The organism is Brevibacterium aurantiacum (assembly GCF_900169065.1).
GTDB lineage: Bacteria > Actinomycetota > Actinomycetes > Actinomycetales > Brevibacteriaceae > Brevibacterium > Brevibacterium aurantiacum.
The window spans coordinates 56277-71670 of the sequence record NZ_FXZB01000001.1 but is presented as its reverse complement, the minus strand read 5'-3'; the positions used below and the strand labels follow the sequence as shown (position 1 = coordinate 71670).

The 15394-nt window shown below is 62.9% G+C and carries 12 protein-coding genes; 11 read left to right on the top strand and 1 reads right to left on the bottom strand.

Translation table 11 applies throughout. The annotated features are described in order from the left end of the window. Positions 1 to 192: 192 nt before the first annotated feature. On the top strand, positions 193 to 1254 hold the full coding sequence (locus tag BAUR9175_RS00335; RefSeq protein WP_101582620.1) for a TerC family protein: 1062 nt from the start codon (positions 193 to 195) through the stop codon (positions 1252 to 1254). Positions 1255 to 1364: 110 nt separating this feature from the next. Here BAUR9175_RS00335 and BAUR9175_RS00330 read toward each other — a convergent pair whose 3' ends face one another. Next, a complete protein-coding gene (locus BAUR9175_RS00330; protein WP_009881381.1) occupies positions 1365 to 1655 on the bottom strand; it encodes a YciI family protein in 291 nt (96 codons plus the stop codon). Positions 1656 to 1721: 66 nt separating this feature from the next. Between BAUR9175_RS00330 and BAUR9175_RS00325 the strand changes: the two genes are divergently transcribed. The 10 genes from BAUR9175_RS00325 (at position 1722) to secG (ending at position 15293) form a co-directional block, all read left to right on the top strand. Further along, positions 1722 to 4247 (top strand): DEAD/DEAH box helicase, encoded by a 2526-nt coding sequence (locus BAUR9175_RS00325; RefSeq protein ID WP_101582618.1) that lies wholly within the window; start codon positions 1722 to 1724, stop codon positions 4245 to 4247. Positions 4248 to 4262: 15 nt separating this feature from the next. After that, positions 4263 to 7133 carry an excinuclease ABC subunit UvrA gene (gene uvrA, locus BAUR9175_RS00320; protein WP_101582616.1) on the top strand — a complete coding sequence of 957 codons (2871 nt, stop codon included), beginning with the start codon at positions 4263 to 4265 and terminating at the stop codon, positions 7131 to 7133. Next, positions 7126 to 8985 carry an excinuclease ABC subunit UvrC gene (gene uvrC, locus BAUR9175_RS00315; RefSeq protein WP_009881378.1) on the top strand — a complete coding sequence of 620 codons (1860 nt, stop codon included), beginning with the start codon at positions 7126 to 7128 and terminating at the stop codon, positions 8983 to 8985. Before uvrA ends, uvrC begins: the two co-directional genes overlap by 8 nt. A 90-nt stretch (positions 8986 to 9075) precedes the next feature. Beyond that, on the top strand, positions 9076 to 9972 hold the full coding sequence (rapZ, locus tag BAUR9175_RS00310) for an RNase adapter RapZ (RefSeq protein WP_009881377.1): 897 nt from the start codon (positions 9076 to 9078) through the stop codon (positions 9970 to 9972). A 1-nt stretch (position 9973) separates the two neighbouring features. Further along, complete coding sequence (locus tag BAUR9175_RS00305; protein WP_009881376.1) at positions 9974 to 10969, top strand: gluconeogenesis factor YvcK family protein; 996 nt, start codon at positions 9974 to 9976, stop codon at positions 10967 to 10969. Positions 10970 to 10995: 26 nt separating this feature from the next. Then, a complete protein-coding gene (whiA, locus tag BAUR9175_RS00300; protein ID WP_009881375.1) occupies positions 10996 to 11979 on the top strand; it encodes a DNA-binding protein WhiA in 984 nt (327 codons plus the stop codon). A 9-nt stretch (positions 11980 to 11988) separates the two neighbouring features. Beyond that, complete coding sequence (gap, locus tag BAUR9175_RS00295; RefSeq protein WP_101582615.1) at positions 11989 to 12990, top strand: type I glyceraldehyde-3-phosphate dehydrogenase; 1002 nt, start codon at positions 11989 to 11991, stop codon at positions 12988 to 12990. After that, entirely contained in the window at positions 12987 to 14204 is a 1218-nt protein-coding gene (locus BAUR9175_RS00290; RefSeq protein ID WP_101582613.1) for a phosphoglycerate kinase, read from the top strand. The genes gap and BAUR9175_RS00290 overlap by 4 nt, the downstream gene beginning before the upstream one ends. Before the next feature lie 14 nt (positions 14205 to 14218). Continuing rightward, positions 14219 to 15004, top strand: a complete 786-nt coding sequence (tpiA, locus tag BAUR9175_RS00285; RefSeq protein WP_101582611.1) for a triose-phosphate isomerase — start codon at positions 14219 to 14221, stop codon at positions 15002 to 15004. A gap of 43 nt (positions 15005 to 15047) precedes the next feature. After that, positions 15048 to 15293: a preprotein translocase subunit SecG gene (secG, locus tag BAUR9175_RS00280; protein ID WP_009881371.1), complete on the top strand. Its 246-nt coding sequence runs from the start codon at positions 15048 to 15050 to the stop codon at positions 15291 to 15293. Positions 15294 to 15394 lie beyond the last annotated feature (101 nt).

Below are 15394 nucleotides of genomic sequence, written 5' to 3'. Positions count from 1 at the left end.
GTGCAAGTGCACGAGCAGCCACGCGACTATACTGGTAAGGCTGGCGAAAGGGAGTATCCCGTCCATCCGTGCTCGTCATCACGATCCCACAGAGGGTCCGGGCGCGGAGCGCACGCCGCCACTGCTGCAGTGGACTTAGCGTGGGAGAGACTTTCGGCACGGATACACTCCCGACACCTTTGAAAGGCATTCATGGATATCCTGTCCTCCACACTCGCAGCAGGCGGTCAAGCCGCAGCTGGGGGTGAATCCGCCATTCCCCCGTGGTTCATGATCACATCGGGCATCGTCGTCGTCGCCATCCTCGTCTTCGATCTCCTTCTCGTCATCAAGCGCCCCCACACTCCTTCGATGAAGGAAGCCGGCATCTGGGTCGCCTTCTACGTCGGCCTCGCCATCATCTTCGCCGGTGCGCTCTTCGCCATCGGAGACGCCACACACGGCAGCGAATTCCTCACCGGCTGGCTGCTCGAATACTCGTTGAGCATCGACAACCTGTTCGTGTTCATCATCATCATGGGCAGCTTCTCGGTTCCGCGGAAGTATCAGCAGGAAGTCCTCATGGTGGGCATCATCATCGCCATCGTCTTCCGCGGCATCTTCATCCTGGCCGGTTCTGCGATCATCACCGCATTCGTCGAGGTCTTCTTCATCTTCGGCATCTTCCTCCTCATCGTCGCCTACAGGCAGGCATTCAGTGATGAGGACGAAGGCGATGGAGAGAACGGGTTCATCCGCCTTCTGCGCAAACGGATCAACGTCGTCGACGAATACCACGGCAACAGCCTGCGCGTGACGATCGAAGGCAAGAAGTACTGGACGCCCATGTTCATCGTCTTCATCGCGATCGGATCCACAGACGTCATGTTCGCGCTGGACTCGATTCCAGCGATCTTCGGAGTCACACAGAATACGTTCCTGGTCTTCACGGCCAACGTGTTCGCACTGATGGGGCTGCGTCAGCTCTACTTCCTGCTCGGAGGCCTCGTCGACAAGCTCGTCTACCTCCACTACGGAATTGCGGCGATCCTTGCCTTCATCGGCGTCAAACTCTTCATCCATGCTCTGCACGAGTCGGGCTGGGAGTTCCTGTCCTGGGGCAGCAACATCCCTGAGGTGCCGACGTGGCTGTCGTTGAGCTTCATCGTGGTCGCCATGGGTGTGGCGACACTCGCCTCCCTGGCGAAGATGAAGAAGGAAGGCATCCCCATCCGCAGCACGAATGCCGAGGACTCAGACGACTCGCAGGACTGAGCGGCTGTTCCTTCTCGCAGCAGATGCGACTGTTCGCGGGAGCCCTCCCTCGGGAGAGCACCCGCGCACATGGGCAAAAGGGCCTGGCGGCCAGTTTGCCGAGAACAGCCTCAGGCTTGGGAGAATGGACCGAAGACCGGTGTCCACTCCCGAACGATCGTCTCGTCGATCACACCGACGGAAGCATAGGGGTCATTGGCCAGATGAGCTTCGATGTCCTCGCGGCTCGCAGCCTGCATCAGCAGAAGACCGCCGGGGGCCGGAACATTGTCCAGAGGTCCTGAAGCCAGAACGGTTCCGGCTTCGTACAGTTCGGACTGCCACGCACGATGGGCGGGCCGTGATTCCATCCGGGTGTCAGTATCTGGACCATAGACATAGTTGACAGCGAAAACCGGCATCTGAAACTCCTGAGGTTCGATCAATAGGATGGACATCAGTCTAAACGGAAAGGTCTGTGCATAGTTGTGGTGCGATTGCAGGAGATCCCAGCGGAATTCGCTGATGAAGACGCAGTGTACGAGGCCTTCGGCAGTTACTGCCAGGAGCTGGGAATCGAACCGTACCCTGCTCAGGACGAAGCCATCCTCAATATCCTGGCCGGGGACAACACGATCGTGGCCACCCCCACAGGCTCGGGCAAGTCCCTTGTGGCTCTGTTCGCTCTCTACCAATCGTTCACCCGTGGGATCCGTGCCTACTACACGGCCCCGCTCAAGGCTCTGGTGAGTGAGAAGTTCTTCTCCCTCATCGATGCCTTCGGCGCTGAGAACGTCGGTATGATCACCGGCGACTCCACGGTCAACGGGGATGCCCCTGTCATCTGCGCGACGGCTGAGATCCTGGCCAACCAGGCTCTGCGCGAAGGCGGGCTGGTCGACGCGGGCATGGTCGTCATGGACGAATTCCACTATGTCGCCGACCCCTCACGAGGGTGGGCGTGGCAGGTTCCTCTCCTCGAGATGCCTCAGGCGCAGTTCGTGCTCATGTCGGCTACATTGGGCGATACGAGTGAAATCTGTCGCACCATGGAAGACACCACCGGCCGCGACAGCTCCGTGGTCACCTCGGCGACTCGACCGGTTCCTCTCGAGTACGAATACTCCACCGAGACCCTCTCCGACACTCTGCGCTCACTCGTGCGCAACGACAAGGCCCCCGTCTACGTCGTGTCCTACTCACAGGCCGGGGCCATCGACCTCGCCACCGGCCTGCTGTCCGTCGATCTCGCATCGAAGGAGCAGAAAGCCGCGATCGCGGCAGCCATCAAGGGCTTCACCTTCGCGAAGGGATTCGGGCAGAGCCTGCGCAAGCTCCTCCTGCACGGCGTCGGCGTCCACCACGCAGGCATGCTGCCCAAATACCGCAGGCTGGTCGAACAGCTCGCGCTCAAGGGGCTGCTGCTGGTCATCTCCGGCACCGATACGCTCGGCGTCGGCATCAACGTTCCCATCCGCTCCGTACTGCTGACAGGGCTGACGAAGTTCGACGGCCGGAAGATGCGCAAACTCAGCGTCCGCGAATTCCAGCAGCTGGCAGGCCGTGCCGGACGTGCCGGCTTCGACACCCGCGGCTACGTGATCGCACAGGCGCCCGAGCATGTCATCGAGAACATGCGGGCAGAAGCCAAGGCAGCCAACACAGACAAGAAAAAGAAGAAGGTCAAGAAGAAATCCGCACCGGCCGGGTTCGTCGGGTGGTCCGAGGAGACCTTCACGAAGCTCATCGAGTCCCAGGCGGAATCCCTGCGCTCACGCATGAAGATCGACCATTCGACGATCCTCAACCTCGTCGCCCGCCCGGGCTCGGACGTGTCCACGATCAGCCGCTTCATCGACAAGACCCACGAAAGCCGGGAACGTCACCTCGACCTCAAACTCACAGCCCTGAGAATCGGGCGCTCACTCATCGACGCCGGACTCATCGAAGTCAGGGACGGCGAACTGGTCCCGACCACGGATCTGGGACCGCAGTTCGCGCTCAACCAGCCGCTGGCACCCTTCGTGCTCGCCGCACTCGAGATGCTCGAGCCGGAAGCGGAGACCTACGCCCTCGACGTGGTCTCCCTCGTCGAATCCACCACACCGGTGCCGTTCCCCGTCCTCAAGGGCCAACTCGACAGGATCAAGAAGGACACCTTGGCCGAGCTCAAGGCCGACGGTCTCGAATACCCGGAACGCATGGCGATACTCGACGAGATCGAAGGACCGAAGCCGCTGGCAGAGATCCTCGACCCCGCGTTCGAACACTTCATCGAGGCCCACCCGTGGCTGCGTGCCGGGAACTTCGAACCGAAGTCGATCGTGCGCGACATGATCGAACAGGCGATGGGCTTCACCCAGTTCGTCAGCTATTACAGTCTCACCCGGGTCGAAGGCAGCCTCCTGCGCTACCTCACCGATGTCTTCCGCGCACTGACGCACAATGTTCCCGCCGACGACAGGAATGAGGAGCTCTCAACCATCATCGAATGGCTGGGGGAGACGATCGCGAGAACCGACTCATCCCTGCTCGACGAATGGCGGACCCTGCAGGGTCTGTCCCCGACTGATTTCGCCGACGAGGAGCTGCCCGACCTCGACCGCAAGTTCTCCGACAATGTGAAGGTCTTCACCGCCGAGGTCCGCAACGCCCTGTTCCACCGGGTGCTGCTGGCCGAACGCGCCGACTACGCAGAGCTGGGCCGCCTCGATGCCGAGGACGGCTTCGACGCCACAGCCTGGGAGGACGCGATCGAAGACTTCTACGAGGAATACGGCGACCTCCTCACCGACGGGAAGGCCAGAGGCAAGGAATATATCTCGATCGAACCTGGTTCACAGACGTGGACCGTCCGACAGACCTTGGCCGATCCCGATGACAACAGGGACTGGGCCTTCGACGCCGAGGTGGATGTGCCCGCGAGTGATGAAGCCGGAGACATCGTGCTCCGAATCCTCGCGGTCGGAGAGATCAGTGCCCGTCCCCATTCAAGCAATGTCAGTGCCGAGTAATACAGTGGACAGGTGATGAAAACTAACAGCGGTGAGCAGTCTGCAGGCGTGTCGCATCTCGACACTCTGTGGGTCAAGGGCGCACGCGCCCACAACCTCAAGAACGTGGAGATCGCCCTGCCCCGCGACTCCATGGTCGTCTTCACAGGTCTCTCGGGGTCGGGGAAGTCCTCCTTGGCCTTCGACACGATCTTCGCCGAGGGGCAGCGCCGTTACGTCGAGTCCCTGTCCTCCTACGCCCGCATGTTCCTGGGCCAGATGGACAAGCCCGACGTCGATTTCATCGAGGGCCTGTCACCGGCGGTGTCGATCGATCAGAAGTCGACGTCCCGCAACCCGCGATCCACGGTCGGCACCATCACCGAGGTGTATGACTTCCTGCGCCTCCTGTGGGCTCGGATCGGTGTGCCGCACTGTCCCGTGTGCGGTGAGATCATCACCAAACAGACCCCACAGCAGATCGTTGATCAGCTGCTCGAACTCGAGGAGAGGACGAAGTTCCTCGTCCTGGCGCCGATCGTGAGGTCCCGGAAGGGCGAGTTCGTCGACCTCTTCACCGAGCTGCAGGCCAAGGGATTCGCCCGCGCCATCGTCGATGGTGAGCAGATCAGCCTCAGCGAACCACCCACATTGGAAAAGCAGTACAAGCACACGATCTCCGTCGTCGTCGACCGTCTGGTGGCGAAGTCGGGACTGCGCCCGCGCCTGACCGACTCCGTCGAGACGGCACTCGGTCTTGCCGACGGCCGCATGGATGTCGATATGGTCGACGAAGGCATCACTCGGACGTTCTCTGAGCACATGTCGTGCCCGAATGAGCACGCCCTGGCCATCGACGAGATCGAGCCGCGGACCTTCTCATTCAACTCACCCTTCGGCGCCTGCCCGACCTGTGACGGCATCGGCACTCGACTGCAGGTCGATGAGACACTCGTCGTCCCCGATGAGGACCTCAGCCTCGGTCAGGGAGCAATCGCCCCGTGGGCCGGCGGCAAACAGGTCACGAAGTACTTCAACCGACTCCTCAAGGGTCTCGGAGACGAACTCGGTTTCGACATGAAGACCGCGTGGAAGGACCTGTCGAAGGCGGACAAGTCAGCGATCCTGACCGGCAAGGACTACAAGGTCCACGTCAAATACAAGAACCGCTTCGGCCGCGAACGCACCTACTCAACCGGGTTCGAAGGCGTCTACCAGTACATCCAGCGCAAACACGAGGAAACCGAGTCCGACTGGTCGCGGGAACGCTATGAGTCCTATATGCGTGAGATCCCCTGTGCCAGCTGCAACGGAGCTCGCCTCAAACCGGAGATCCTGGCGGTCAAGGTCGGCGGAAAGTCGATCGCCGAGGTCTCGGAGCTCGCTCTCGACGAATCCGCGGAGTTCCTCTCGCAACTGGAGCTGGACTCCCGTGACGCGGCAGTCGCAGCTCAGGTGATGAAGGAGATCAACGCCCGACTCGGCTTCCTCCTCGATGTCGGACTCGACTACCTCAGCCTCGACCGCCCTGCCGGCTCCCTGTCCGGCGGAGAGGCCCAGCGCATCCGCTTGGCCACGCAGATCGGTTCGGGCCTCGTCGGGGTCCTCTACGTCCTCGACGAACCCTCGATCGGTCTCCACCAGCGCGACAACAGGCGCCTCATCGAGACTCTGAACAAGCTCAAAGAACTCGGCAACACCCTCATCGTCGTCGAACACGATGAGGACACCATCGCCTCGGCGGACTGGATCGTCGACATCGGTCCTGGGGCGGGCGAGCACGGGGGAGAGGTCATCTACTCAGGCCCGGTTCCCGGGCTCAAGGACGCAGACCGCTCCATCACCGGCGACTACCTCGCCGGTCGCAGGTCGATCCAGGTTCCCACGACCCGTCGGCCGGTGGACAAGGACCGTGTCGTCACAGTTGAGAAGGCCGTCGAGAACAACCTTCGCGATGTCTCCGTCTCGTTCCCGCTCGGGGTGCTCACCGCCGTCACCGGCGTTTCCGGCTCCGGCAAGTCGACACTGGTCAACGAGATCCTCTACACCCAGATGGCCAACGTCCTCAACGGTGCCTCGCGGGTGCCGGGTCGGCACAAGCGGGTCACCGGACTGGACAACCTCGACAAGGTCGTCCACGTCGACCAGTCGCCGATCGGTCGCACCCCGCGATCGAACCCGGCGACCTACACGGGCGTCTTCGACCGCATCCGGCGCCTGTTCGCCGAGACCGAATCGGCCAAGATCCGCGGCTATCAGCCGGGCCGGTTCTCCTTCAACGTCAAGGGCGGACGCTGCGAGAACTGCAGCGGCGACGGGACGATCAAGATCGAGATGAACTTCCTGCCCGACGTCTACGTCACCTGTGAGGTCTGCGGGGGAGCCCGATACAACCGGGAAACTCTTGAAGTCACCTTCAAGGGCAAATCCATCGCCGAGGTGCTGGAGATGCCCATCGAGCAGGGCGCTGAATTCTTCGCCGCGATCCCCGCGATCTCCCGTCACCTCAACACACTGGTCGAGGTCGGCCTGGGCTATGTCCGTCTGGGGCAGCCGGCGACCACGCTCTCCGGTGGCGAAGCCCAGCGTGTGAAACTCGCAGCCGAACTCCAGAAGCGCTCCCGCGGGCGCACCGCCTACGTCCTTGACGAACCGACCACGGGCCTGCACTTCGAAGACATCTCGAAGCTGCTGCATGTCCTGCAGGGACTCGTCGACAAGGGCAACACCGTCATCGTCATCGAACACAACCTCGATGTCATCGGCAACGCCGACCACGTCATCGACCTGGGTCCCGAAGGCGGACGAGGCGGTGGAAAGATCATCGCCCAGGGCACACCAGAAGAGGTGGCCGGCAACAAGAAGAGCCACACGGGACGGTTCCTCAAAGCGATGCTCGATGGCTGACCCAGCATCCTACCGCCCGGCCACGGGCAGCATTCCAACCTCGGCGGGGGTCTACAAGTTCCGCGACCCCGACCGGCGGGTGATCTATGTCGGGAAGGCGAAGAACCTCCGCAACCGGTTGAACTCGTACTTCTCGAACCCTGCCCAACTGCACCCGCGCACCTCGACGATGGTCCACACCGCAGCCTCTGTGGAATGGACTGTCGTCGACACCGAGGTCGAGGCGCTGCAGCTCGAGTGGACGTGGATCAACGAATTCAACCCGCGGTTCAACGTCATGTTCCGCGACGACAAGTCCTACCCGTACTTGGCGATCACAATGAACGATGAGGTTCCCCGGGCCTTCATCACCCGCGGAAAGCGCCGCAAGGGAGTCAAGTACTTCGGTCCCTTCGCCCAGGTGTGGGCGATCAAGGACACACTCGACCTGCTGCTGCGTGCCTTCCCGATGCGCACCTGCACCGCCGGGGTGTACAGACGCGCCGAACGCAGCGGCCGCCCCTGCCTGCTGGGCTACATCGACAAATGTGCAGCCCCCTGCGTGGGGCAGATCAGCGTGGAAGGTCATAAGGACCTGGCGCGCAGCATCTCCGACTTCATGTCCGGCAACACCGGGCGATTCATCAGCTACCGGCAGAAGGAGATGGCCTCGGCCGCAGAGGAACTCGACTACGAACGGGCGGCACGCCTGCGAGACGAGATCACCGCACTGCAGAAGGTCCTCGACAAGTCGGCTGTGGTCCTCTCCGTCAACGCCGACTGCGATGTGTTCGCGCTCGTCACCGAGGAGCTCGAAGCCTCGGTGCAGGTCTTCCACGTCCGGCAGGGCCGCATCCGCGGTCAGCGCGGATGGATCATCGAACGCTCCGACGATCACAGCCCCGCCGAACTCACCACCGACTACCTCCGCCAGGCGTACACAGGTCTCGACGCGGACGCGATTCCCCGCGAGATCCTCGTCGACACCGTCCCCGCCGATATCGAATCACTCGAGAGCTGGCTGAGCGAACAGCGCGGCTCCCGGGTCACCGTCCGAGTCCCGGAACGCGGAGAGAAGAAGGCCGTACTTGAGACCGTCGCGAAGAACGCGAAGGAGGCCCTGCTCCAGCACAAGCTCAAACGCTCCTCCGATCTGACCACCCGGAGCACGGCACTCAAAGAGATCCAGGAATACCTGTCGCTGCCTGAGGCCCCTCTGCGCATCGAATGCATCGACATCTCCCACACCCAAGGATCCAATGTCGTCGCCTCCCTCGTGGTGTTCGAAGACGGGCTGGTGAAGAAGCGCGACTACCGTCACTTCGCCATCCACGGTGAGGCTGCCACCGATGACACGGCGTCGATGTACGACGTCGTCTCACGTCGGTTCAGTCGCTACCTCGAGCAGATGAGCTCCGATGAACCCGACGAACGTTTCGGGTACCGCCCCAGCCTCCTCGTCGTCGACGGTGCCGGTCCACAGGTGGCGGCGGCGACTCGAGCACTGCACGACCTGGGCATCGTCGACATCTCGGTGGTAGGTCTGGCCAAGCGTCTTGAGGAGGTCTGGGTTCCCGAGGATCCGTTCCCCGTCATCCTGCCCCGCAACTCCGAAGGCCTGTTCCTCATGCAGCGCCTGCGCGACGAGGCGCACCGCTTCGCCATCAGCTACCACCGCTCGAAGCGGGCGAAGGCGATGACGAGTTCCGTCCTCGACGACATCTCCGGATTGGGCGAATCCAAACGGACCGCACTGCTGCGCCACTTCGGCTCAGTGAAGAAGGTGCGGGCAGCCAGCATCGAAGAGCTGTGCGAGGTCAAGGGCATCGGCCAGGCCCTCGCAGAGAAGGTTGCCGCGGCCCTGGCCGAGTGACAGTTTGGCCGGCGCTGAGCCCTCCAGCAGTCAACTGATCTAGAGTAGTCCTCGACAGCTGTCTTCAACCGCGCAGCCCCAGGAGGACGTGTGAGTACGCAGGCCGAATCAAACGGTGCCGACCATCCCATCGAGGTCGTCCTCGTGACCGGAATGTCCGGAGCAGGACGGACCACCGTGGCCAACGTGCTTGAGGACATGGACTGGTACGTCGTCGACAACCTGCCGCCGCAGATGATGCGCACCCTCGTCGAACTCGTCGCCCGTGCAGACGGGGCGGTGCCGAAGATCGCCATCGTCACTGATTCGAAGGGCCGAGCGAAGTACACAGAACTCGAAGAGACGATCAGCGACTTCATCGATCAGGGTCTCTCGCTGCGCATCCTCTATCTCGATGCCGCCGACGAGGTCCTCGTCCGGCGCTTCGAATCAACGCGCAGGCCGCACCCGCTCCAGGGCGAGGGCACGCTGCTGGAAGGCATCGAAGGTGAACGCTCGGCACTCGAATCCCTCAAACACCGTGCCGACATCATCATCGACACCTCGGAACTCAACGTTCACCAGCTCTCGGCTCAGGTACGCAAACGCTTCAGCACCATCGACACCCCGCTGCTGCGCCTGACCGTGATGAGCTTCGGCTTCAAATACGGGCTGCCGAAGGATGCTGACCACGTCGCCGATGTCCGTTTCCTGCCCAACCCCTATTGGATCCCGCACCTGCGTGGCAACAACGGGCTGGACTCCGATGTCGCGGACTTCGTGCTGGGACAGAACGGCGCGGAAGAATTCATCGAACGCTACACCGCGACCTTGGACACCGTCTCGCAGGGCTACCTCCACGAAGGCCGTGGCTACGCGATGATCGGCATCGGCTGCACCGGCGGCAAGCACCGTTCGGTCGCGATCAGCGAACGTGTCGCCAAAAGCCTCGCCGCGCAGACCGGCATTCCGGTCACTGTGCGCCACCGCGATCTGGGGAGAGAGTGAGATGGAGACCGAGGATCTCCCTCAGATCATCCCCTCCGTCAAGGACAAGGGACCCAAGATCGTCTCCTTCGGCGGAGGACACGGCCTCTACGCCGCCCTGCGTGCGTTCCGTCTGCTCACCGAGTCGCTGACCGCAGTCGTCACGGTGGCCGATGACGGAGGCTCCTCCGGTCGGCTCCGCGACGAACTCGGTGGTCTGCCCCCTGGAGACCTGCGCATGGCATTGGCAGCCCTCTGCGATGACGGGAACTGGGGCAAGACCTGGCGCGATGTGATCCAGCACCGCTTCGATTCCGACGGTGAGCTCAGCGGACATTCCGTGGGCAACCTGCTCATCTCCGCCCTGTGGCAGATCCACGGCGACCACGTCGCCGGCCTCGACTGGATGGCCAAGCTTCTGCGCGCCCACGGTCGAGTCCTGCCGATGTCCTCGGTCCCGCTGACGATCGAAGCCGATGTGAAGTTCCCCGGATCCTTCCAGGTCGTGCGCGGGCAGTCCGTGCTCGCCTCCACCCTCGGCCACGTTGAGACCGTGCGGCTTGATCCACCCGACCCACCGGCACGACACGAAACGATCGAAGCCGTCGCCGAAGCCGATGTGCTCAATCTCGGCCCCGGATCCTGGTACACCTCGGTAATGCCCCATCTCCTGGTTCCATCCCTCGCCGCTGCCATCGAACGATCCTCTGCAGTGAAGTCCCTCACCTTGAATCTCGGGTCCAGCGACGGAGAAACGAGAGATCTCAGTCTCAGCGAGCACCTCATGTCACTGCACAGGCATGCCCCTTCCCTCGAGCTGAGCTATGTGCTCGTCGACGAGGCGGCAACCCTGGCAGAACCTGAGCTCGAGCGGTGCGCCAGAGAGATGTTCAATGCCAAACTCTGGGCCCGTCCACTGCACTCTCGCCGGGCAGGACAGCATGACAGCCTCAAGCTCGCCGCGTGTTACCGTGACATGTTGGTGGACGCCGGGATCGGCGTGGACGAGCAGTGGTAACCAATTCAGTTGCAGGAGGACGAACAATGGCACTGACCGCTCAGGTCAAGGATGAGTTGGCACGGGTGAAGATCACCCGCACTTCTGCTCGCAAAGCCGAAGTGTCTGCGATCTTCCGTTTCTCCTCTGCACTCCACCTCGTCAACGGGTCGATCGTCCTCGAAGCCGAACTCGACACCGCGCAGGCGGCCAAACGTCTCCGCAGCGAGATCAAGGACCTCTACGGCCAATATGCCGACATCGTCGTCATCAATGCCGCCGGAATCCGCCGTTCCAACCGCTACCTCCTACGCGTCACCCGTGACGGCGGTGCCCTGGCCCGCCAGACCGGTCTCGTGGACAACCGCGGACGTCCCGTCCGCGGCCTGCCCTCAGCGATCGTCAACGGGTCCGTCGCCGATGCCGAAGCCGCCTGGCGCGGCGCATTCCTCGCCCACGGATCATTGACTGAACCCGGGCGCTCCTCCGCACTGGAGGTCACCTGCCCCGGCCCAGAGGCAGCACTTGCTCTCGTTGGTGCCGCTCGGCGCCTGGGACTGAGCGCGAAGGCCCGCGAAGTGCGCGGAGTCGACCGTGTCGTCATCCGCGATGGCGACGACATTGCCGCACTGCTGACCCGCATGGGGTCCCACAGCGCCGTGCTCGTGTGGGAAGAACGTCGGATGCGGCGCGAGGTCCGCGCCACAGCGAACCGGCTGGCCAACTTCGACGATGCGAACCTGCGTCGCTCAGCCCGAGCCGCAGTCGCGGCCGGAGCCAGAGTCGAACGTGCCCTGGAGATCCTCGGCGACGAGGTCCCCGAACACCTGCGCTATGCCGGCCAGCTGCGCGTGACGCACAAGCAGGCATCCTTGGAGGAACTGGGCCAACTGGCCGATCCGCCGATGACCAAAGATGCCGTCGCAGGTCGTATCCGACGCCTGCTGTCCACCGCCGACAAACATGCCGAAGATCTGGGAATTCCCGGCACAGAGGCCAGTCTCACCCCGGAAATGCTCGAAGATCGTTAAGATCGAGTCATGAGACGAATCGCCATCAACGGCTTCGGCCGCATCGGTCGTGCCCTGTACCGTCTATCCCTCGAACCCGGCTCCGACCTCCAAGTCGTCGCCATCAATGACCTCACCGACACACAGACACTGGCCCACCTGCTGGCCTATGACTCCGTGTGGCCGCGCTTCGACCACACCGTCGAAGCCAGCGACGAGACACTGACCGTTGATGGGACCACCATCTCAGTGCTCAGCCAGGCTGACCCGGCCGAGATCGACTGGTCGGCACACGAGGTCGAACTCGTCGTCGAGTCCACCGGACGATTCACCCGCCGCGACCAAGCCGAGGTCCACCTCGGCGGAACCGTGAAGACCGTTGTGCTCTCGGCACCGGGCAAAGACGTCGACGGAACCTTCGTCATGGGCGTCAACGAAGCCGACTTCGACCCGGCCCAGCACACCGTCGTCTCCAACGCCTCCTGCACGACGAACTGCATGGCCACCGTCGTCAAGGCCGTCGACGACGCTCTTGGGGTCGAATCCGGCCTGCTCAACACCGTCCATGCCTACACCGGCGACCAGATGCTCGTCGACGGGCCCCACCGCGACCTGCGTCGTGCTCGTGCCGCAGCCGTGAACATCGTCCCGACGACGACCGGTGCCGCACGCACCGTCGGCAAGGTGATGCCGCACCTGGCCGGCAAACTCGACGGCCTCGCGGTCCGCGTTCCCGTCCCCGCCGGATCGATCATCGACTTCACCTTCACCCCGAAGAAGAACGCCACGACCGAAGAGGTCAACGAGATCTTGGCCAAGGCCGCGGAATCCTCGCCGTACCTCGAATACAGCACGGCACCTCTGGTGTCGACCGACATCGTCGGCACCACCGCCTCGGCGATCGTGGATTCCCAGCTCACGATGACGCTTGGGAACCAGATCAAGGTCGTGGCCTGGTATGACAACGAATGGGGCTACACCAATCGCCTCAAGGACATGGTCAGCTACATCCTCGGCGAAAGGAACAAATGAGGACTTACGACGACCCGCAGATCTTCTCCCACCGCACGGTCCTCGTTCGCAGTGACCTGAACGTGCCGATGGATGAGGGCACGATCACCGACCGTGGTCGCATCCTGGCCTCGGCCGGCACGATCAAGGCCCTCGCCGAGGCGGGGGCGCGGGTGATCGTCATGTCTCACCTGGGTCGACCCAAGGGGGAACCCGACCCGCAGTTCTCACTGCATCCGCTGGCTCCCGAGCTCGCGAAGGCGATCGGCCGCGATGTCGCATTCGCCGCCGACACCGTCGGTGAGGAGGCAAGGATCAAAGCAGCGGAACTGGCCGACGGTGAGGTTCTCCTGCTCGAGAACCTGCGCTTCAACCCGGGCGAGACCTCGAAGGACGACAGCGAGCGGCAGGCCTTCGCCGCTCAGCTTGCCGAACTGGCAGACGACTTCGTCTCCGACGGCTTCGGAGTCGTCCACCGCAAGCAGGCTTCGGTCTACGACATCGCGGCTCTGCTGCCCCACTACGCCGGATCTCTCGTCCGGGCCGAGGTCGAAGTCAGCGACCGTCTGCTGAACTCACCGCAGTCGCCCTTCACCGTCGTCCTCGGCGGGTCGAAGGTCTCCGACAAGCTCGGCGTCATCGACAATCTCATCGACCGGGCTGACAACCTCCTCATCGGCGGGGGAATGGTCTTCACCTTCCTCGCCGCGCTCGGCCACGACATCGGGTCCAGCCTCGTGGAGAAGGACCGCGTCGACGACGTCAAGGGCTACCTCGAACGTGCCGAGGCCGGGGGTGCGAACATCGTGTTGCCCACGGATATCGTCATGGCCGCGTCATTCGCAGCCGAGGCCGAGAACTGGGTGTGTCCGATCGCGGATCTCGAATCCACGCCTGCCGGTGCGCAGGGACTGGGCCTCGACATCGGGCCCGACTCGGCGCAGGCATACGCCGACGTCATCTCGAACTCGACCACCGTGTTCTGGAACGGCCCCATGGGAGTATTCGAGTTCCCGGCCTTCTCCGCCGGGACCAAGGCCGTCGCATCCGCACTGACGAACCAGGCAGGATCTGACAGTGCACGTCTGACCGTCGTCGGCGGCGGCGACTCGGCAGCGGCCGTGCGCACGCTCGGCTTCGCCGACGACGAGTTCGGCCATATCTCCACCGGTGGCGGCGCCAGCCTCGAATACCTCGAAGGCAAGACGCTGCCCGGACTCGAAGCACTCGCGTGAGAAAGAAGACGACAATGAGCGACCGCACCCTGCTTCTGGCCGGCAACTGGAAGATGAACCACGATCACCTCGAAGCGATCTCGAGCGTCCAGAAACTTGCCTGGGCACTCGAGGACGCCAAACTCGACGGAACACAGTGCGACGTCGTCGTGATTCCTCCGTTCACCGACATCCGGTCCGTGCAGACACTCATCCAGGGCGACAAACTGTGGCTGACCTACGGGGCACAGGACGTCTCCCAGTACGAACCAGGCGCTCACACCGGAGAGATCGCCGCTTCGTTCCTGTCCCGCCTCGGCTGCACCTACGTCGTGATCGGACACAGCGAACGGCGGGCGAACAATCATGAGACCAACGACGTCGTCGCGGCCAAGGTCAAGGCGGCGCTGGCTCAGGGCATCACGCCCATCCTGTGCATCGGCGAGTCATTGGAACAGCGTCAGGAGAAGACACATGTGGACTTCACCCTCACGCAGCTCGAAGAATCCCTGAGCGGCTTCGACTCGGCAGCGCTGGAAGGGATCGTCATCGCCTACGAACCTGTCTGGGCAATCGGCACAGGGGAGACCGCGACGGCCGACGACGCTGCAGAGATGGCGGCGGCCATCCGAGCCCACCTGGAAGAGAAGTACGGTTCCGCACTGGCGTCGAGCACGCGGATCCTCTACGGTGGTTCGGTCAAGACCGACAACGTCGCCGAGATCCTCGCATCCGACGATGTCGACGGCGCACTTGTCGGGGGAGCGAGCCTCAACGGGCCCGATTTCGCCGCTTTGTGCAAGGCCGCAGTGGCAAAGTAGACTGACCAAGACATCCTCTGACGAAATATAGGTAGTTCTCGACGTGGAAATCCTCAACATCATACTCATCGTGCTGCTCGTCATCACGAGCATCTTCCTGACACTCCTCATCCTCATGCACAAAGGCAAGGGCGGAGGCATGTCAGACATGTTCGGTGGAGGCATGTCCTCATCGCTGGGATCCTCGGGTGTCGCCGAGCGCAACCTCAACCGGTTCACGACCCTGATGGCGATCATCTGGGGCGCATGCATCATTCTGCTGGGTCTCATCACCCGCTTCAATGCCTGAGTGCGTCTGACTGGAAGCACGAACCACGTAATACGACGAAGGACCCTGACCATGTGGTCAGGGTCCTTCGTCGTCAGCAGATGATTTCAGCTGACTAGGCG

Bases quoted from the DNA above. Each gene is read 5' to 3' on its own strand.
- BAUR9175_RS00330 (WP_009881381.1), bottom strand. From the start codon at position 1,655: ATGCCGGTTTTCGCTGTCAACTATGTCTATGGTCCAGATACTGACACC.
- BAUR9175_RS00335 (WP_101582620.1), top strand. From the start codon at position 193: ATGGATATCCTGTCCTCCACACTCGCAGCAGGCGGTCAAGCCGCAGCT.
- BAUR9175_RS00290 (WP_101582613.1), top strand. From the start codon at position 12,987: ATGAGGACTTACGACGACCCGCAGATCTTCTCCCACCGCACGGTCCTC.
- BAUR9175_RS00305 (WP_009881376.1), top strand. From the start codon at position 9,974: ATGGAGACCGAGGATCTCCCTCAGATCATCCCCTCCGTCAAGGACAAG.
- whiA (WP_009881375.1), top strand. From the start codon at position 10,996: ATGGCACTGACCGCTCAGGTCAAGGATGAGTTGGCACGGGTGAAGATC.
- uvrA (WP_101582616.1), top strand. From the start codon at position 4,263: ATGAAAACTAACAGCGGTGAGCAGTCTGCAGGCGTGTCGCATCTCGAC.
- uvrC (WP_009881378.1), top strand. From the start codon at position 7,126: ATGGCTGACCCAGCATCCTACCGCCCGGCCACGGGCAGCATTCCAACC.
- gap (WP_101582615.1), top strand. From the start codon at position 11,989: ATGAGACGAATCGCCATCAACGGCTTCGGCCGCATCGGTCGTGCCCTG.
- tpiA (WP_101582611.1), top strand. From the start codon at position 14,219: ATGAGCGACCGCACCCTGCTTCTGGCCGGCAACTGGAAGATGAACCAC.